Genomic DNA, 18,333 nt, shown 5'->3' with positions numbered 1-18,333 from the left:
CAAAAACGCACTTAATTAAGTGCGTTTTATATGTGACTTATTACATGTTGTGTTAGCTGGGCTGCGCTTCTTTACATGCTTTAACGGCCGGTGCTACAAGTTCTAAACCGGTTTTATTACATGGCGGTAAAGCGGCATCGCTTACACTAATAGGCGTTACGCGTTCGCCCCATTTTATGTAACTTGCAGCCCACGTAAGGCCTGCACCAAATGCAGCAGACATAATGTTTGAATGCGGTTTAATTAACCCTTGCTCAACGGCTTCACATAACGCAATAGCAATCGTAGCAGCAGAGGTATTACCATACTCACCAATGTTAACCATTACTTTTTCGTCAGGTACTTTTAAACGATGCTGAATAGCTTGAATAATACGTAAGTTAGCTTGGTGTGGAACGAGTACATTAATGTCATCAAGGCTCAAATCGGCTTGTTTAAGTACATCGTCGCACGCTTCGCTCATGCCTTTAACAGCACGTTTGAAAATTTCACGACCTTCAAATAATAAATCAGATGGTCCAATTGGCTCATATTTATTTAAATCACTACCAAAGTTAGTGATGTGTAAAATATCGCGGTCTTCACTGTCACAACCAGTTTTGGTTGCTAGTAAACCAGCTGGCGTATCTGCCGCTTCAAGTACTACTGCACCAGCGCCATCGCCAAATAAAACAGCGCTATCGCGACGTGCCCAGTTTACGTACCAGGTCATACGCTCAGCGGCAATGACCACTGCTTTTTTGATCATACCCGCTTGAATTTGTGCTGTAGCAGCTTGCAATGCATATAAAAAGCCCGAACATGCCGCGTTTGTATCCATTGCGGCAGCGCCTGTTGCACCAATGTTTTTTTGCACTTGTGAGGCGGTATTTGCCACAACAGTAGAAGGTGTACAGGTTGCTAATATTACTAAATCAATATCTTTAGGATCAACGCCTGCGCACGCAATAGCATGCTTAGCAGCAACGGTTGCCAGCTCGGCGGTACTTACATGGCTCACTCGGCGAGATTTAATGCCTGTACGCGAGGTTATCCACTCGTCGGTGGTATCAACTATTTCACTAATTTCATCGTTGCTAATGCTTGCTGGTGGAATGCATTTACCCCAACCAGTGATATGTGCGTAAGGCATAGTATGTTCTCTTAAGGTGGTCTGACATGTATTACTAATGGATGAGTTATACCAAAAAACGGCTTTCAAGACTAGTTTATAGCATGCTTTGTGTCGTAAATATTCGCAATTACAGGTTATTTAAGGTAATGCTAGTATAAAAAAGGAGCAAGTATGAAAACAACACTAATAACAACATTCACTGCAATAACGCTGGCATTAATAGCAAATGGGGCTTTTGCTCAACAGCATAAAATTATTTATGCGGGCAGTTTACTTGCATCCGAGGATCAAAAAGTAAAAACAGAGCAAACGTTAGTCATAACAGATAATACAATAACAGCCATTAAAAACGGCTACCTCACAAAAGCAGAACTTAACCTACCTGATGCCGATATTATAAATCTTAAAAATCAATTTGTAATGCCTGGTCTTATTGATATGCATGTTCACGTTACGTTTGAGCGCGATGCTAAAGCAAACCCTCACCGCTGGGCAACAGAATATGATGCCGATTATGCTTTGCGCTCAATTAAATATTTACAACGTACGCTCAATGCGGGTTTTACATCAGTGCGAGATTTAGGTAGCGATCACAAAGTTATATTTCCGCTAAAACGTGCTATTGAGCGAAATGATATTAACGGCCCTCGCATTTTTGCAGCGGGTAATACAATATCGCCTACCGGTGGACACGCAGATATGCACGGTTATCGAAAAGATATTACAGATGCGGTTACAGGCGGGATTGGTATATGTAATGGCGCGGATGATTGTAGCCGTGCGGTACGCGAGGTAATTAAAAGTGGCGCTGATGTAATTAAAATTACTGCCACGGGTGGAGTACTAAGTAATACCGCTGCTGGTGTTAACCAACAACTTACAGATGCAGAGCTGATTGCAATTGTTGATACTGCTCATCACTTGGGGCGTAAAGTTACAGCGCATGCACACGGTACACAAGGTATAAAAGCGGCCTTAAAAGCCGGTGTAGATTCTATTGAGCATGGCTCTTATTTAGATAAAGAGGCAATAAAGTTATTTAAAAAAACGGGAGCTTATTTAGTACCGACGCTTTTAGCGGGTGCAACGGTAAGTGAAGAGGTGCTTACAAATCCAAATATGCCACCGGCAATAGCCGACAAAGTGCGTGAAGTTACTCCAAAAATGCAGGCTTCGTTTAAACTTGCAATGAAAAACAAGGTTAATATAGCTTTTGGAACAGACTCTGGGGTGTCGCGTCATGGGCTCAATGCTAACGAATTTAGTTTAATGGTAAACAATGGTATGAGCGAAGCCCAAGCTATTAAATCAGCAACCATACATGCAGCTAAACTGCTGGGGCAAAGCGCACTCATTGGCGACTTGAGTGTTGGTAAACAAGCAGATATTATCAGTGTGAATGGCTCACCGCTTAAAAATATCGACGTACTTAAAAACGTGCAATTTGTTATGAAAGCCGGGCAAGTTTATAAACAATAGGGAAGGTTATGAGCAGCAAAATAAAAGTGTCGTTGTTTAATCATTTGATTGACGCTGAGCGCCAGTTACTAGACCCAGAAGTTCGCCAATCTGAGCGCGCATTAGATGCTTTACTCGATGATGAATTTATCGAAATTGCTGCCAACGGCACTACATTTAATAAATACCAAGTACTTACCCGCTTACCTACCGAGGTTGTGCCACAGTTTTATAATCAGCATTTTAAGGGCCGAATGCTGAGCGATGATGTAGTGCAACTTAGTTATCAAGCAGCTTATAGGCGCTCTGCTCGCAGTGAATTTAATTATTCATTGCGTATGTCGCTTTGGCGCCAAACTAGTGGGCAATGGCAAATGGTGTTTCACCAAGGAACGCCTTGTGCTCCGTTTTCAATTTCGATGGATGATGATTAAAAACCATATAACCGTTAAAATAACCTTATTAAACATTTGATTGGGCAATTACCTCTTGTTAATGCGTACCGACCCCACCATTAGTCGACTATTAATGCTGCGAAGCGGCGCTATTGCGGTGCAATTAATTGCTGTGCTTAGCGTTTATTTTTTACTAGAACATCAAATTGCATTACTGCCTTTACTGATTGTTATTGCCGTTGAGGCTGTGTTTCAGCTTATTAGCCTATTTGCTTATCGTAATGTGAGCCAGGCTAAACCTTTGGGTATGTTGATGCAGTTAACCGCTGATGTATTATTTTTAACGGTTTTACTCTCGCTAAGCGGTGGTGCAACCAATGCATTTGTATCACTGTTATTGCTGCCAATAATGATAGCCGCTGTTACGCTGCGAGAAAAAGGATTAGCTTATATTGCGGTATTAGCCATTGCCGCATACAGTTTTTTACTGATAAAGATGCCCGATCACAGTATGCATCAAATGAATATGAGTGGTCACTTTATTGGTATGTGGGTTAATTTTGTTTTAAGTGCTAGCGTAATCGCATTAGTGATTGGCGCAATGAGCAGGGCACTTAAAGAGCGAGAGCGTATTATTGCTAACGTGCGTGAAAAACAATTGCGTAATGAGCAGCTTGTTACTCTTGATGGCGCTGCTGCGCAAATAACCCATCAACTAGCGACCCCAATTGCAAATTTACAGTTACTGTTTGAAGAGTTATTAGAGGATCAACCAAACAATCCTATTGTTAAGCACATGCAAGCGCCGCTTACTCAGTGCAGTACACAACTTAACGACTTTAGAAAACTCTCGGAGCAGTTACGCCTTAAAAATTCACAAGAGCATGTAACGGTAAAGCAACTGCAAACACAAATTACAGACACACTTTTACTGCAATACCCTGATCAGCAAATTAAATGGATTACGGCACCAATTGCGGCAACGCTATTGAGTGATGCGATGTTATTGCCCGCTATTTTAAATTTATTGCAAAATGCCGCGCTCGCTAATCAAAAACAAGGTCAAACCCAGTTAGAGCTGAGTTGGCAGCAAGATAACTTACATAGCGAATGCGTTTACTTGCTAATTCGTGATTTTGGCCCTGGCTTTTCGTCATCTCAGTTAGCAGAGCTGGGCGGGCAACTTATGCCAAGCGATCAAGGAATGGGGCTTGCTGTGCTTTTATCAAACGTTACTTTTGAGCGTTTAAATGGCTCGCTTACCTTGTTTAACCATGCAGATGGCGGCGCTGTCGCCAAAGTTAAACTCGCTATTGTAAACACTGAGAATAACGCCTCATGAAGTTACTTATAATTGAAGACGACATTAATTTAGCCTGCACACTGGCAAGGCGCTTAACTAAACAAGGCTTTACCTGCGAGGTGGCGCATAATCAAAGTGATGCGTTACTTACCGCGCGTAAACTATTGCCCGACTTTGTTTTATTAGACATGAAACTAGGTGACGATAACGGACTTGCACTCATAAAGCCGCTGCGTAGTTTGCTCCCCCAAGCTCATATTGTTTTACTAACCGGGTTTGCAAGTATAGCAACCGCAGTAGAGGCAATGCGTTTAGGCGCAAACGATTACCTTACTAAACCGGTTGATATGGCAACTTTATTAAAAGCGCTTAACACCGAGCCTGTGGCATCGGCATCGAATGTTATTGGTGATGCGGTTATGTCGCCGGAGCGCTTAGAGTGGGAGCATATTCAACAAGTACTGCACAGTAATAATGGCAATGTGTCGGTTACCGCAAGGCAACTTAATATGCATAGACGTACTTTGCAGCGCAAGTTACAAAAAAAGCCGGTGCAGCAGTAATTTAGTACTTAATTTAAGGAAAGTGTTATGAGCGATGATGCAGTGACAATAATGCAAAATCAAAAAATTATATTATTTGATGCGCAATGTAAGCTGTGCAGCGCGTGGTGTAATTTTATTATTAACAATGATGCCAATACCATTTTTAGATTATGTAGTGTGCAATCTCCAAAAGGAGAACTGTTGTTAGCACACTTTGGTTTTTCAACAATTGAATATGCCTCAATGGTTTACCTAGAAAACGGTAAAGCGTATACGCAAAGCCATGCTTTTTTTAACGTTGTTAAGCAGCTAGGTTACCCATACAAACTAGCAAACGTATTGAGTGTTTTTCCAAATAGACTTAATAATTGGTTATACGATAGGGTTGCTTTAAATAGGTATTCGTTATTTGGAAAATATCAGTATTGTAGAATACCTAACCCAGATGATGCCAAACATTATTTAACCTGAACGCAGGTAAAGAAATTTACTAATGTTTTGAATCATAGTGCTCCATTAGACAAATACTTTAAGCAGTGGAATAACCGCAATGATGCAATATAAGCTGCTTATGCATCGGTCAGCTGTTAGGGTTTTTTTTTCTTGCCTTTGGTTGATTACTGCTAATCTTGAGGTATTAATTTATACAAATTGATAGGTTATAAAATGGCTAGGCCTCTCAGGTTAGAGTGTACGGATGCGTTATAGGGCTATCCTCCCCGAAAATTAATAGAAGCCAAATGTATAATTTTTCTTATTGTAAACATAGGAGGAAAATATGAAAAAATTTATATCTATGTCTAAATTGTTATTTTTAATAGTAGCTGTTTTTTCTGTAAAAGCATTTCCTTTACAGGAAAATATTGAATGTAAAAAAGTATCATGGGGTCAACTGTTTAAGAATCAAAGTGAGCTGATTGGAACTAAAGTGTGCTTAGTTGGATATTATGGACACCTTGATTTTTATGAAGATCGTGCAGCTTTAGAGAATATGTCAAAGCAATACTTAGTATTCCCATTTTACGGTGATGTAACGGAGGGGTTTGTTAAGCGTTGTAGCAATATAATGCTTTTAGTGGAGGGCGTTATTTCCAGCCATGAAAAAAGTAAAGCACCACGAATAAGGAAAGTAACTAGGTTAAGCCCATTCTCAGACCCTGAATATAGCTGCTTAGATCAAATATCAGGTTTCGTGAATTAAAGTGTACTATTGAGTGTTGCCAATTATTAGATTGGTTAGCTATAAGTAGATGCTAGGTTTAGGTGGCTGTGTTAAAATCGCCGCGTTTAATTTTAGCTAACGGTATAAAAGGCTTTTTTAATGGCAAACACAGCACATGCACTTCACATTTTGGTTAAGCACAAAGAAATTGCAGAAGATATTATTAAGCAATTGGGTAAAGGTGCAAAGTTTCAAACCTTAGCTAAAAAGTATTCATCATGCCCATCGGGTAAAAAAGGCGGGGATTTAGGTGAATTTGGACGCGGGCAAATGGTCCCACAGTTTGACAAAATTGCATTTAAAGGTGCAATTTTAGAACCCCACCTAGTTAAAACAAAATTCGGCTGGCATGTTATTAAAGTGCTTTATCGTACTTAGTTTACTTTTAAGTAAGAAGTAACCTTCGCTATATAGAAAAAGGCTGCAATGTGCAGCCTGTTTTAGTTAGTTATTATTTTGCTAAATTAAAATCTATAGTCATTTCTAAATTCTCATCAACTACCGCAATACCATTAACTACTTTAGGTGCGTAACGCCATTTAGAAAGAGAGCGAATCGCTGCTTTATCAAAAATTTTCACAGGCTCAGCTTTAATCACTTTAATATTAATGGGCTTACCAGATGTATTTACATCAAAAGACATTGTCACACTACCTTCAATTTTTTCACGGACACTTTTAATTGGATACACCGGAGGATTGGGCATTATTAGCGTAGAGTGAGGGTTATCAGGTAGAGGTGTTGTCGAACATGCGGTTAAAAGAAACAGTGAAGTTAATGTTGTAATTATATATTTCATTATAAATCCCTTTATAGCTATTGTTATCGATTTGTTAAATGTAGTTTCTATAATGACACCAAAAGAGATCTAAGGTAAATAACAACTTTGTATTATTTTGAACTGATAAATATATAAGAAAGGCTGCAATGTGCAGCCTTTTTTAAGTATTAAACAACAATTTTACTCGTTAAGCGTCTTGCTTGGCTTCTTCTTCACTAATTTGTTTTAGTGCTTGAATGAATGAGTCGCTTGGTTGTCCGCCAGTGAGTGCATATTTATCGTTTATGATAAATGTAGGGACAGAAGTAATACCCATCTGTTTAAAGTTGTCTTGCTCTTGGCGTACGTCTTGTACGTATTTGTCTGAATGTAGAATACCGCGCGCAGTTTCTTTATCAAGACCCACTTTTTCAACAACGTCGAGCAGTGCTTCTTCTTGATTTAAGTATTTTAAATCTGTGAAGTGTGCTTCAAAAAAGGCGAGTTTTAACTCGGTTTGCTTACCTTCTTCACGTGCCCACATTAATAAACGATGTAAATCAAAGCTGTTGATCATGATGCGTTTGCCATCAAAATTAAAGGTAAACCCAGCACGCTTTCCTGCTTCGAACATGTTTTTACGATTTTCGTCGCCTTGTTCTTCACTTAGGTTGTACTTTTGCATTAAATGTTCGTTTAAGTCTTGACCTTCAATTGGCATATCTGGATTTAGTTCAAAAGGATGCCACGTAATATCTGCGCTCATTTCGTCTTTAAGTTGCTCTAGTGCAGTTTCTAGGTTTTTATAACCCACTACACACCAAGGGCACATTACGTCTGAAACGATATCAATTTTAAAGTTTTTCATATTGAAAATAATAGGGTCAGGTCTTTCTTCTTGCGTTTTGTAGTAAAAGGCAAGATACAAGACCTGACCCTGCTGGTGTGCACGATTAATTACAGAAATAGAATCATATTTAGATTTTGCTTATAAACATAAAATTCAAATACCTCATGGAAGAGCTGGTGCACCAGGGCTTCATGCTGAAGTTCGATCAGTAAATAAAATATTAAAAGAGAACCCCACAGTTAGTTTTTCAGATATTTCGATTGCAACTGTGAGGTTAAAAGGCGATGACGCAGGAACAAATTTCCCTGCTTGTATGAATTGTTCTGGTATATTACAAAAGTTTGAAATTCTTACAGGAAGAGTTGATTAATGAAATGTGAAGCTCCACCACTTGTTGTGTTTGATGCGCTAGTGAATAAAGATAATACCTACTTTTTCAAAGGAGCGCCCTTTACGGGCGTGGCTATTTTCGCTGAAAGGGGGATTGTTGTTAGCAAAAAGCAATTTTTTAATGGTCAAATATTGGGTGATTACGATTTTCCTTTTATAGACATTAAAGGGCTTGAGCTTTTAGATGCAGCCATTGATCAAGAATGGGATGGAAATTTTCAGCTTGTTCACAAAGGCAAACCTTTCAATGGTGTTGTATATGAGACGGCTTACGGTTGGGTGTGTGATGTACGCTGCATCGTTAATGGATGGATTGCTGATGCAATAGCACAACACTTTCAAAAACATGATTGCTACTCTGAATTATTTTATGACGTTGGCCCTATTCAGTATGAATATGAATGGAATGAGCCTACAGTGTTATCTTATTATGAAGCTAGGTTTCAATCAGAGGATAAAAGAAGTTTAAAGTTAGCTTTTAGTAAAGAAAACAGGCTTCGTGGTATATATATCTATAAAAGTATTGACGATATTTTTTGTTTGAATGCTGCTGTTGATAATTCACCGCTAAAAATTACTAGCTTTAACGATATAAAAAAATTGCCTTCTGATAATGTTATAGAGCTTAGCTTACAAGACGTAACGGATATAAAATTTACAGAATTACTGCCGTCGCTGTTAGAATTCCCAGTTAATACGCTTTTTGTCTCAAATATTAGCAGGAATATTTTATATGGGCTTAACAAACATGCTTGGCTGGAGCTAGAAGAGCTAAGCTTTCACCATTTAGTTAATTTAACGCTAGATGAAGTCATTGCTTTTCGAAATGATAATTTTAAGAAGGTAAATATTTCATACGAAAATAAAACTTACTAATGAGTATGTGAGACTTATGGTTTTTCATAAGTCTTTTCTCTATGTTCTTTTAAAGTTTTATTAACCAATTGGTCTGCTTGGCGAGTGGTTTCTGGGAGTCGATATCTAGACGCTAGTTTTAATATCCACTCAACTGCAGTATCTAGTGATACTTTATGGTCAATGGATACATAAACAGGTTTGATATTATCTTGCGTACGTAGCACTTTGCCAATAATCTTGTTGTCATCTATTAAATCAGACGTTGCGCCACGGTGTTTTGCAAGTTCTTTAAACTCACCTAATAACTTGCTCTTGCCACAGCCTATGGTCGGGATATCTAAGGTGACACCTAAGATACAAGACCTGACCCTGCTGGTTCATTATTATACAGTCACTGCTCAATCACCAAATGATGCAGGATCAACTCAGGATTGGGTAAAGAGTAATCCAACACCAGGCAACCCTGATCCGGCTTGACCAGAAGGTACTCCTAATGATGCTACGCCAGTCATAGGAGGGATCTCTCCTGTTGAATCTTTTATTACAACTAACCAAGTTACAGGAAGTTCTGTGGTCGTCAATGTTACACTTCCAGGGCATCCTTTACATCCTGGAATTGTGGTACGTCAAGTGACCCCAAATGGTAATGGAACATCAACGATTACAAATTATGGTGAAGGTATTGGATGGCTTCAAAAAAATAAATGGTATACACCGGATAAAACAATAAATGGCGTTTGGACTATTCAAAAGTCTAGTAACTAAGCAGAGGGTATTATCATGAAGTTATTTGCTGCATTTTTAATTGCACCGCTAACCTGTAGTATTGCAATATTAATTTGTTCGATACTCTGTAACGGTAGTGGGGGGATTTGGTTATTTAGTTTCATTACTGCCATTGCTTATTCACTAACTATAACTGTCGGTTTACCAGTTTATTTTTTAATGAAAAAACGGAATAAAACGTCATTAGTAGCATACCTCAATGTTGGTGCGGGTATATCAATTCTGCCGATTGGTTATTTTATTCTAATCCCTATTCTTAACACAGTCACAATTGACGATTCAGGGTTATTACCACGAATACTTCAAATTGTTATTATCTTATTTTCGTGTCTTTTAACCACGGCTTCGTTTTGGTTGATTGCTCGGCCTGATAAAATGAATAGGGTCAGAAAAATGAATAGAATAAAAGAATAGGGTCAGGTCCTGAGCATGTTGATGAATTTAGAGCGCCTTATGTGAACAAGCTTTTCTTGCCTTATTTGGATGTGTGGGTAGCGCTTTTATCAAACGATGAAGCTCATTATAAACGGGCAATCTATAAGGCTATTGAATTACATTATACATTCTACAATGATCCACCAGAGGGCGCAGTTACGTGGAAAGGCGATGTAGCTCTGCTAATAAGCGCAGTGGCTAGCCTTGCCTATGATAAACATGGTTGGCAAGTGCCCGACACTCCCTACCTTCCAAAGTCGCTGTTTTATAAAGAGTTTGAATATGCTTAAATCAGCCTCGTTTGGCTACGAGTTGATTGTATAAGGCGGATTGCGGTGTATAACCATTTATTTAAACTAGGCTAAGAGGCTGCATATTGCAGCCTTTATTTTTTCCTAGCTAACTAAGCGTCTTGCTTGGCTTCTTCTTCACTAATTTGTTTTAGTGCTTGAATGAATGAGTCGCTTGGTTGTCCGCCAGTAAGTGCATATTTATCGTTTATGATAAACGTAGGTACTGACGTAATACCCATCTGTTTAAAGTTGTCTTGCTCTTGGCGTACGTCTTGTACGTATTTGTCTGAATGTAGAATACCGCGCGCAGTTTCTTTATCAAGACCTACTTTTTCAACAACGTCGAGCAGTGCTTCTTCTTGATTTAAGTATTTTAAATCAGTGAAGTGCGCTTCAAAAAAAGCAAGTTTTAACTGTGTTTGCTTACCTTCTTCACGTGCCCACATTAATAAACGATGCAAATCAAAGCTGTTGATCATGATGCGTTTGCCATCAAAATTAAAGGTAAACCCAGCACGCTGACCGGCTTCGAACATGTTTTTACGATTTTCGTCGCCTTGCTCTTCACTTAGGTTGTACTTTTGCATTAAGTGTTCGTTTAAGTCTTGACCTTCAATTGGCATATCTGGGTTTAGTTCAAAAGGATGCCACGTAATATCTGCGCTCATTTCGTCTTTAAGTTGCTCTAGTGCAGTTTCTAGGTTTTTATAACCCACTACACACCAAGGGCACATTACGTCTGAAACGATATCAATTTTAAAGTTTTTCATATTTATCCTTTTGAGGATTGCTTTGGTATAACAGGGGATATTGGGATGAACTGCACTTTATCAATACCAAACTAAAAAGAGCAGCTAAACAGCTGCTCTTGAAGGTATTCAGTTTTAAGCGTTAAGCCCAAATGGGTCGTCAATGCTATGGCTAGGCTCTGTAAACCAATGAGGGCCGTTGTCGGTCATGTAAAAATGATCTTCTAAACGTACGCCAAATTCATCAGGTATAACTAACATTGGCTCGTTACTAAAGCACATGCCTGGGGCAAGTGGGGTTTTATCACCGCCAACTAAGTATGGCCATTCGTGAATGTCTAGCCCAATGCCGTGGCCAGTTCGATGCGGGCAACCCGGTGTTTGGTACTGCGGACCTAGACCTTGCGCCGCTAAATAAGTACGTGCGCCAGCGTCTACGTCTTCGCAGGTAGCACCGATTTTAGCGGCATTAAATGCCGCCATTTGCGCTGCTTTTTCATGATCCCAAAACATTCGTTGGCGTATGGTTGGTTCGCCAAATACATAGGTACGGGTTATGTCTGATAGGTAATCGTGTACTTTACAGCCGGTATCTATTAATACCATATCGCCTTTTTTAAGTACTTGGGCGTCTTTAACACCGTGCGGAAAAGACGTTGCAACACCAAATAAAACAATGCAAAAATAGTTACCTGGCGCGCCTACTTTTTGATGTGCTTGCTTAATAAAGGCTTCTACTTCGGTGGTGGTTATTCCCTCATAAAGCATGCTTGCTGTGGCTTGATGTACGGCCAAGGTCATGTCCATCGCGCGCTGCATTAAGCTAAGCTCATGAACTGACTTATGCATACGACAATGCGCCGTTACAGGTTGGGCGTTTATGAGGGTTAAACCCGTTTGCGCTTTATTAATGCCGTCGAATATAAAAAACTGTGCGCTTTCATCAATGCCAATGGTTGCGTTTTCATTAATGTTTAACTTTTTTAATACTTCGACAAAAAGTGCATAAGGATTTTCGTGCTCTTGCCACCCATGAATAGGCCCATCTATTACTTTAAACCCGTTTAGTGAACCAATTTCGAAATAAGGTGCAATGTATTGTACTTCACCAAGGGCGGGTAATATCGCGCCAACCATGCGCTCGCTCGCGTACCATTTCATACCTGTAAAGTAGGTTAGGTTGGTGCCAGCGTTTAAATAAATTGCATCTATGTTGTTTGCAAGCATATAAGCTTGCGCTTTGGCTATGCGCTCTAAATGTTCGTCAGCTGCAATAGGAGTTAGCGTGTGCGTCATATTGCTTAAGCTTGCCAACGCTTGCTCGCTAGATTGTGTACCTATACCTATGGTAGTCATGTTTTTCTCCTTGGATTTTTAACTAGTGTGATTAATACCAAGGTAAAATTCAATGTTATGCGATAAGAGGCTAGTAGTTTATAGCCTCTTAAAAGGTCATATTATTTTTTAGCGTAAGGTAAACGCGTGAGTTTATTACTTGTGTGGTAGCTATCAAGCCCAGTTACTGCCACTGTTTCTATTGCTTGTAAATCTAGGAAACCGTCGCTTTGCAGCGCGGCTTTATCAACAAAAACATCCATAATCTCGCCAATAACGAGCTCGGTCCCATTGATGGCTAAATGTTGGTTTTCTATAAATTTAACCGAGTACTTTAAGCGGCTTTCTTTTACAAAAGGCGCTGCAAAGTCGTTTAAGTATTCAGGTGTTAAGCCTGTAGCATCAAACTCAGACTCTTCTTTATCGTAACGGGCTGAAGTTTGATGAGCTTGTTTATAAATCGACTTATTCACTTGATTAATGGTGTAAGTGCCCGTTTGTAAAATGTTTTCAAATGTATGACGCGGCACACTATGAGGGCGCATAATCATTGCGACTAAAGGTGGGTTAGCCCCAAGGTGAATAACCGAGCTTACAATCGACAAGTTGGTATTGCCGAGTAAGTCTTGCGTGCCAATTAAATTAGCGCTTTTAAAACCCGAAAGAGAATTAATTAAATGTGTACGGGTATGTTTTTCAAGTGCGTCTATACGCGCTTTAGTAAAATGCATTAAAAGTCCTTACCACGGTATTGTAGAGCCTTGCCAATCTAAGTAAGCAGGCTCACCGTTTAGTTTTAAATCAGGGTTATTGTTTGTTAATTCAAATAGTTGCTTGGCTACAAATTCAGGCGTAAATAATTTGCCTTCGGGTACATTTTTTTGAAAGGGCTTTGAAAGTGCTGTATCTGTAGTGCCAGGGTGAAACAGAATGAGTTTGGTATTTTTAGCACGACGAGCAAGCTCTATAGCAGCGGTTTTAAATAGCATGTTAAGCGCCGCTTTAGATGCGCGGTAAGTATACCAACCACCTAATTTATTGTCGTTAATGCTGCCTACGCGCGCACTGAGTGCTGTAATAGTACACTGCGTTTTGTGGGTTAACAGCGGCAATACGCTCTGTAAGCAAAGTAGAGGAGTTAGGGAGTTTGAATTTAGAAGTTGGCTAAAATACTCAGCGTCTAAATCCTCCAGCTTTTTTTCAGGCATATGGGTTTCGTTGTGCAGTGTACCATTGAATATAATAACTTGTTGTATATCGGCATTTTGCTCTTTTAGGTAATTAGTAACGCGCGCTAAACTTTGTTTTGTGTAGTCAGTATGCAGGTGGACAACACTTGAGCCAGACTCAATACTTTTTGAACTAATACAAACGATCTGATGAGTAGGCGTGTTTATTTGTAGATGTTCTATATATGCATTTGCTATGGCACTGCTTGCGCCGAATAAAACAATAGTTTTCATTTATCACCTTTTGCTTTTAGTCCACATTGGCCATTACTGCACTGAGTATTTGGCATTAAAAAGCGACTGATGGGGTGCCGATACTTAGCAAATAATAGGTATCCGCAGTCAGCGAAAAAGCGAATTATTGGCAAGCGAAAAATTTTCAACCAGCTGTGTTTACCCACTATTTTCCATGCTTCGTAAGTTACATCAAGCCCATAAATCATTTCACCTGATTGCTTTTGAGCTTGCAGGTAGTTCATTGCTTTGTCTTTATCAATATACGGGTAGCGCTCACTGAAGTCGCTCGCGTTAAGATCTTCAAGCGTAATTAAGTTTTTGTTATCAGCGTGTTTTAGTTGCTGCATTTCGGTGCTACAAAGAGGGCAGTTACCATCGTAAAAAATGATCATGTGAATGCTTTGTGATTATTTTATATATACTTTTTTACGACAAGACATTGCAAATGGATCTATTAAATATCTCTTCATGATGATATTAATAGTGTCCTACGAAAAAATGGAGACTGATAAATGAGTGAACAATACGCCGCCTTGCGAGGTAATGTAAATTTACTAGGGCAACTACTAGGACAAACAATCAAAGATGCCCAAGGTCAAGCGATTTTAGATAAAGTGGAAGAAATTCGTGCTTTATCAAAATCATCTCGCAGTGGTAACGAAGACGACAGACAAGCGCTAATAGATGTTTTACATGCGCTTAGTGATGAAGAGCTTTTACCGGTTGCCCGTTCATTTAATCATTTTTTAAACCTTGCTAATGTAGCAGAGCAATTTCATACCGTTTCGCGTTTTAATGACGTTGGCCTTGGTCAACAAAACCCTCTCACTCAAACATTAAAAACGTTAGCTACAAAAGCAGAACAAGGCCAGTTAGACAGTAATCATTTGGCCGAAACACTCTCAAAACTCCACATAAACTTAGTATTGACCGCTCACCCAACCGAGGTTACGCGCCGTACTATTATTAACAAACACGTTGAACTAAGTGATTGCTTAGCGTCATTAGAGCGAAAAGATAACTTAGTGCAAGAGCGGGACAATATTTTAAATCGTATTGAACAGCTGATTAGCCAAGCTTGGCATACCGACGATATTCGTCGCTCTCGCCCAACGCCAGTTGATGAAGCCAAATGGGGCTATGCAGTAATAGAAAATAGCCTGTGGCATGCGGTTCCGCGCTTTTTACGTGAATTTTCAGCGAATGTTAAAGACCAGTTGAGCTTAGAGTTGCCAATAGATTACAGCCCAATTGAGTTTACATCGTGGATGGGGGGAGACCGTGATGGTAATCCATTTGTAACATCGCAGGTAACAAAAGAAGTGCTTGATCATGGTCGTTGGATGGCACTTAACTTATACATTCAAGATTTAAAAACGTTGTGCGCTGAATTATCTATGTCAGATGCCAGTGATGAGCTTGTTGAGCTTGCAGGGCAAGAGTTTGAACCATATAGAGCGGTGATCAAAAAGCTTAAAAATCAGGTTGCAGAAACAGTGGCGCACTTAGGTGCTAAAATTAAAAATAAGCGCAGCGATTCACAAGATTTAATTACTAATATTAATCAGCTTAAGCACCCAGTTGAAGTGTGCTATCGCTCGTTATTAAAGTGTAATATGAAAGTAGTTGCGGATGGCTTATTACTTGATTTACTGCACCGTATAAATAGCTTTGGTTTGCGTTTAGCTAAACTTGATGTGCGCCAAGATTCGTCTCGCCACGGCGATGTGTTTTCAGAACTGACTCGTTACTTAGGTTTAGGCGACTACAACCAATGGCAAGAGCAAGACAAACAAGCATTTTTACTTGCAGAGCTTAACTCGCGCAGACCGCTTATTCCAAAACATTGGCAACCAAGCCCAGATGTACAAGAAGTACTTGATACCTTTGATGTAATTGCCAAGCAAGACGAAGCAACATTTGGTTTGTATATTATTTCGATGGCGCGAACAGCGTCAGACATCTTAGCAGTACAACTATTGCTAAAAGAAAGTGGCTGTAGCTTTGATTTGCCAGTAGCACCGTTGTTTGAAACACTCGACGATTTAAACGCAGGCAGTGATGTAATTACCACATTGCTTGATAATGTTTGGTATCGCGGGCACATTAAAAACACTCAAAACGTAATGATTGGTTACTCTGATTCTGCTAAAGATGCCGGCATGATGGCAGCAGGTTGGGCGCAGTACGAAGCAATGGATAAGCTAGTACAGCTTGCTGATGCACGCGGTATTGAGCTTGTTTTATTCCACGGACGTGGTGGTACAGTAGGACGTGGTGGTGCACCCGCTGCACAAGCGCTGCATTCACAACCGCCTGGCTCATTAAAAGGTGGCTTGCGTGTAACCGAGCAAGGCGAGATGATTCGCTTTAAATTTGGTTTACCCGATGTAGCACTGCAAAGCTTAAATATTTACGCAGGCGCAGTTCTGCAAAGTAACTTATTACCGCCACCAGAGCCAAAACCGCAGTGGCGCGAAGTAATGAAGCTAATAAGTGAGGAGTCATGTGAGCATTACCGTAATGTAGTTCGTCATGATGAAAACTTTGTACCTTACTTTAGAATGGCAACGCCTGAGCTTGAGTTGTCTAAGTTACCGCTTGGCTCGCGTCCTGCAAAACGTAATCCTAATGGTGGCGTTGAAAGTCTACGTGCTATTCCATGGATTTTTGCGTGGAGCCAAAACCGTTTAATGCTTCCTGCATGGCTAGGTGCGTTAACAGGCTTAAAAGCTGCGCTTAATAAGTACGGCGCAGAAACCCTAAACGAAATGAGCTTACAGTGGCCGTTCTTTAGATCGCGCCTAGAAATGCTAGAAATGGTATTTAGTAAAGCCGATTGTTGGTTGAGTGAGCATTATGATAATGCGCTGGTGGAAGATATGTACAAACCACTGGGTGTAACACTTCGTAAAGAGCTTCAAGAAGCCATTAGCTTGGTACAATCACTTAGCCCGCAAAAAAGCCTACTAGCCGAACAACCTTGGATTAAGGAGTCGATTAGTTTACGTAACCCGTACACCGATCCACTTAACTTACTACAGGTTGAGCTTTTACGCCGTGCTCGCTCAGAGGAAAAACGCAACGAAGGTGACATTGATAATGCATTAATGATCACGATGACAGGTATTGCAGCAGGTATGCGTAATACCGGCTAACATGTTATTTTGTTAGGTATACCTATTGGTATTAAAAGGTAGCACGCGATGTGCTCCCTTTTTTTGCGTTAAATAGGCTGGTATTTAACACCTTAACCTTTTAAACTACTTAGCCATTGAATAATTAAAAAATGTTATGGCTTCAGCAACTTTTACTGTACAGCAAGATACAGCACTTACAAATTCGCACATCACATTAAACGTAGCGCAAACAGCGTCATTACGTAGTCAATTAAAATCACAACGTGGCATATTAAATTCTAATAATATTAAACAGTTATGCGCACAACTCAATGTGTCTGATGATGCATTATTACAAGGTTTAGTACCTTTGGCTTCTGAGTATGCTGTAGCGCCGATATCAGATTTTCATGTAGGCGCAATTGTTAAAGCACTTGATGAAAACGATGAGGTAAACTTTTACTTTGGTGCAAATGTAGAATTTAATCATCAAGCATTGAGTTTAGTGGTTCATGCAGAGCAATCGGCTATAAATAACGCATGGTTAAACGGCGCCAAAAAAATAGTTAAAATAGCGATTAGCGATGCACCGTGTGGATATTGCCGCCAGTTTATGAACGAACTCGCAGATGCTAAAGAGTTTGATATTTTATTGCCAGAGCAACACTTTAAGTTGGCAGAATTACTGCCGCACTCGTTTGGGCCGACTGATTTAGGTAACGCGTTTAGCTTGTTTAATCCAGAGCCTCACCAGCAAGTATTTGCAAATGCTCAACTAGATGAAAAACTAGCAAGTACAGCATTAAACGCATACGTACCCTATAGTAAAAACTTTAGTGCAGTAAAAATTAGTACATTTGAAAATGGCGATTTTTACGGAAGTTACGCAGAAAACGCAGCGTACAGCCCAAGCTTGTCGCCACTGCAAAGTGCACTTAGCCAATTATTTATCGCAGGGCTTAGCTTTGATGAGCAGACGGTAAAAGGTATTACACTTTTAGAAACCGCAGGCCATGAAAACCAAGCGGGTGTAGCACGTGCTGTACTTGCAAGTTTTAAAAATCTACCGGCAATAGAAGTAATTAGCGCTCAGCTAAAATAACCTCTTAAAAACAATAAAGCACAGCCAGAGCTGTAATGCCGTTCACTTAAGGTGAGCGGCTTTTTTATTTCTAGCGTACCGCTGTGGTCTTGGGTTGACTGAACGAGGAAAACTTCGCTCCCTTCGTGGCTCTAGAATGAGGCTTTCTGCCAT

At 39.9% G+C, this 18,333-nt stretch carries 22 protein-coding genes; 13 read left to right on the top strand and 9 right to left on the bottom strand.

Going from position 1 to position 18,333, the window contains the following annotated elements:
* Positions 1-52: 52 nt before the first annotated feature.
* The gene (locus I6E70_RS07155; protein WP_197153068.1) at positions 53-1,132 is read right to left on the bottom strand and encodes a ketoacyl-ACP synthase III; all 1,080 of its coding nucleotides are present in this window, start codon (positions 1,130-1,132) and stop codon (positions 53-55) included.
* Positions 1,133-1,285: 153 nt separating this feature from the next.
* On the opposite strand from I6E70_RS07155, the gene I6E70_RS07150 reads away from it, so the two are divergent.
* The 7 genes from I6E70_RS07150 to I6E70_RS07120 all read left to right on the top strand — a co-directional run bounded on the left by I6E70_RS07150 (position 1,286) and on the right by I6E70_RS07120 (position 6,415).
* Positions 1,286-2,593: a metal-dependent hydrolase family protein gene (locus I6E70_RS07150; RefSeq protein WP_197188374.1), complete on the top strand. Its 1,308-nt coding sequence runs from the start codon at positions 1,286-1,288 to the stop codon at positions 2,591-2,593.
* Positions 2,594-2,601: 8 nt separating this feature from the next.
* Positions 2,602-3,006 carry a nuclear transport factor 2 family protein gene (locus I6E70_RS07145; protein WP_197188373.1) on the top strand — a complete coding sequence of 135 codons (405 nt, stop codon included), beginning with the start codon at positions 2,602-2,604 and terminating at the stop codon, positions 3,004-3,006.
* A gap of 61 nt (positions 3,007-3,067) precedes the next feature.
* Positions 3,068-4,309, top strand: a complete 1,242-nt coding sequence (locus I6E70_RS07140) for a sensor histidine kinase (protein WP_197188469.1) — start codon at positions 3,068-3,070, stop codon at positions 4,307-4,309.
* Positions 4,306-4,833 (top strand): response regulator transcription factor, encoded by a 528-nt coding sequence (locus I6E70_RS07135; protein ID WP_197188372.1) that lies wholly within the window; start codon positions 4,306-4,308, stop codon positions 4,831-4,833. The genes I6E70_RS07140 and I6E70_RS07135 overlap by 4 nt, the downstream gene beginning before the upstream one ends.
* Before the next feature lie 27 nt (positions 4,834-4,860).
* The gene (locus I6E70_RS07130) at positions 4,861-5,286 is read left to right on the top strand and encodes a thiol-disulfide oxidoreductase DCC family protein (RefSeq protein ID WP_197188371.1); all 426 of its coding nucleotides are present in this window, start codon (positions 4,861-4,863) and stop codon (positions 5,284-5,286) included.
* 307 nt (positions 5,287-5,593) lie between these two features.
* Positions 5,594-6,016: a hypothetical protein gene (locus tag I6E70_RS07125; RefSeq protein ID WP_197188370.1), complete on the top strand. Its 423-nt coding sequence runs from the start codon at positions 5,594-5,596 to the stop codon at positions 6,014-6,016.
* Positions 6,017-6,136: 120 nt separating this feature from the next.
* The gene (locus I6E70_RS07120) at positions 6,137-6,415 is read left to right on the top strand and encodes a peptidylprolyl isomerase (RefSeq protein ID WP_008171402.1); all 279 of its coding nucleotides are present in this window, start codon (positions 6,137-6,139) and stop codon (positions 6,413-6,415) included.
* Positions 6,416-6,488: 73 nt separating this feature from the next.
* On the opposite strand, the gene I6E70_RS07115 is transcribed toward I6E70_RS07120, so the two are convergent.
* On the bottom strand, positions 6,489-6,836 hold the full coding sequence (locus I6E70_RS07115) for an energy transducer TonB (protein WP_197188369.1): 348 nt from the start codon (positions 6,834-6,836) through the stop codon (positions 6,489-6,491).
* A 169-nt stretch (positions 6,837-7,005) separates the two neighbouring features.
* Entirely contained in the window at positions 7,006-7,665 is a 660-nt protein-coding gene (locus tag I6E70_RS07110; protein ID WP_197188368.1) for a DsbA family oxidoreductase, read from the bottom strand.
* Between the two features lie 88 nt (positions 7,666-7,753).
* Here I6E70_RS07110 and I6E70_RS20895 point away from each other — a divergent pair, with 88 nt between their 5' ends.
* Together I6E70_RS20895 and I6E70_RS07100 are read left to right on the top strand one after the other, a co-directional pair.
* A complete protein-coding gene (locus I6E70_RS20895; RefSeq protein ID WP_182194830.1) occupies positions 7,754-8,017 on the top strand; it encodes a YwqJ-related putative deaminase in 264 nt (87 codons plus the stop codon).
* Positions 8,017-8,913 carry a hypothetical protein gene (locus I6E70_RS07100; protein WP_197188367.1) on the top strand — a complete coding sequence of 299 codons (897 nt, stop codon included), beginning with the start codon at positions 8,017-8,019 and terminating at the stop codon, positions 8,911-8,913. Before I6E70_RS20895 ends, I6E70_RS07100 begins: the two co-directional genes overlap by 1 nt.
* A gap of 14 nt (positions 8,914-8,927) precedes the next feature.
* Here the strand turns inward: I6E70_RS07100 and I6E70_RS07095 are convergent, their stop codons facing one another.
* Complete coding sequence (locus tag I6E70_RS07095) at positions 8,928-9,251, bottom strand: endonuclease V (protein ID WP_197188468.1); 324 nt, start codon at positions 9,249-9,251, stop codon at positions 8,928-8,930.
* A gap of 424 nt (positions 9,252-9,675) precedes the next feature.
* On the opposite strand from I6E70_RS07095, the gene I6E70_RS07090 reads away from it, so the two are divergent.
* Both I6E70_RS07090 and I6E70_RS07085 read left to right on the top strand, forming a co-directional pair.
* Positions 9,676-10,095: a hypothetical protein gene (locus tag I6E70_RS07090; RefSeq protein WP_197188366.1), complete on the top strand. Its 420-nt coding sequence runs from the start codon at positions 9,676-9,678 to the stop codon at positions 10,093-10,095.
* Positions 10,092-10,406 (top strand): Imm49 family immunity protein, encoded by a 315-nt coding sequence (locus I6E70_RS07085; protein ID WP_331459188.1) that lies wholly within the window; start codon positions 10,092-10,094, stop codon positions 10,404-10,406. Before I6E70_RS07090 ends, I6E70_RS07085 begins: the two co-directional genes overlap by 4 nt.
* A gap of 113 nt (positions 10,407-10,519) precedes the next feature.
* Here the strand turns inward: I6E70_RS07085 and I6E70_RS07080 are convergent, their stop codons facing one another.
* The 5 genes from I6E70_RS07080 to I6E70_RS07060 form a co-directional block, all read right to left on the bottom strand.
* The gene (locus I6E70_RS07080) at positions 10,520-11,179 is read right to left on the bottom strand and encodes a DsbA family oxidoreductase (RefSeq protein ID WP_165724950.1); all 660 of its coding nucleotides are present in this window, start codon (positions 11,177-11,179) and stop codon (positions 10,520-10,522) included.
* Between the two features lie 114 nt (positions 11,180-11,293).
* Entirely contained in the window at positions 11,294-12,514 is a 1,221-nt protein-coding gene (locus I6E70_RS07075; protein WP_197188364.1) for a M24 family metallopeptidase, read from the bottom strand.
* Positions 12,515-12,615: 101 nt separating this feature from the next.
* On the bottom strand, positions 12,616-13,224 hold the full coding sequence (locus tag I6E70_RS07070; RefSeq protein ID WP_197188363.1) for a flavin reductase family protein: 609 nt from the start codon (positions 13,222-13,224) through the stop codon (positions 12,616-12,618).
* A 9-nt stretch (positions 13,225-13,233) separates the two neighbouring features.
* Positions 13,234-13,956 carry an SDR family NAD(P)-dependent oxidoreductase gene (locus tag I6E70_RS07065; protein ID WP_197188362.1) on the bottom strand — a complete coding sequence of 241 codons (723 nt, stop codon included), beginning with the start codon at positions 13,954-13,956 and terminating at the stop codon, positions 13,234-13,236.
* The gene (locus I6E70_RS07060; protein ID WP_010553974.1) at positions 13,953-14,351 is read right to left on the bottom strand and encodes a thiol-disulfide oxidoreductase DCC family protein; all 399 of its coding nucleotides are present in this window, start codon (positions 14,349-14,351) and stop codon (positions 13,953-13,955) included. Before I6E70_RS07060 ends, I6E70_RS07065 begins: the two co-directional genes overlap by 4 nt.
* 120 nt (positions 14,352-14,471) lie before the next feature.
* Here I6E70_RS07060 and ppc point away from each other — a divergent pair, with 120 nt between their 5' ends.
* A complete protein-coding gene (gene ppc / locus I6E70_RS07055) occupies positions 14,472-17,117 on the top strand; it encodes a phosphoenolpyruvate carboxylase (protein ID WP_007582382.1) in 2,646 nt (881 codons plus the stop codon).
* Between the two features lie 136 nt (positions 17,118-17,253).
* A complete protein-coding gene (cdd, locus tag I6E70_RS07050; protein ID WP_197188361.1) occupies positions 17,254-18,180 on the top strand; it encodes a cytidine deaminase in 927 nt (308 codons plus the stop codon).
* The last annotated feature ends 153 nt before the right edge of the window (positions 18,181-18,333 follow it).

It is taken from the genome of Pseudoalteromonas sp. NGC95 (assembly GCF_015864705.1).
Taxonomy (GTDB): domain Bacteria; phylum Pseudomonadota; class Gammaproteobacteria; order Enterobacterales; family Alteromonadaceae; genus Pseudoalteromonas; species Pseudoalteromonas arctica.
This window is presented reverse-complemented; position numbering and strand designations above follow the sequence as displayed.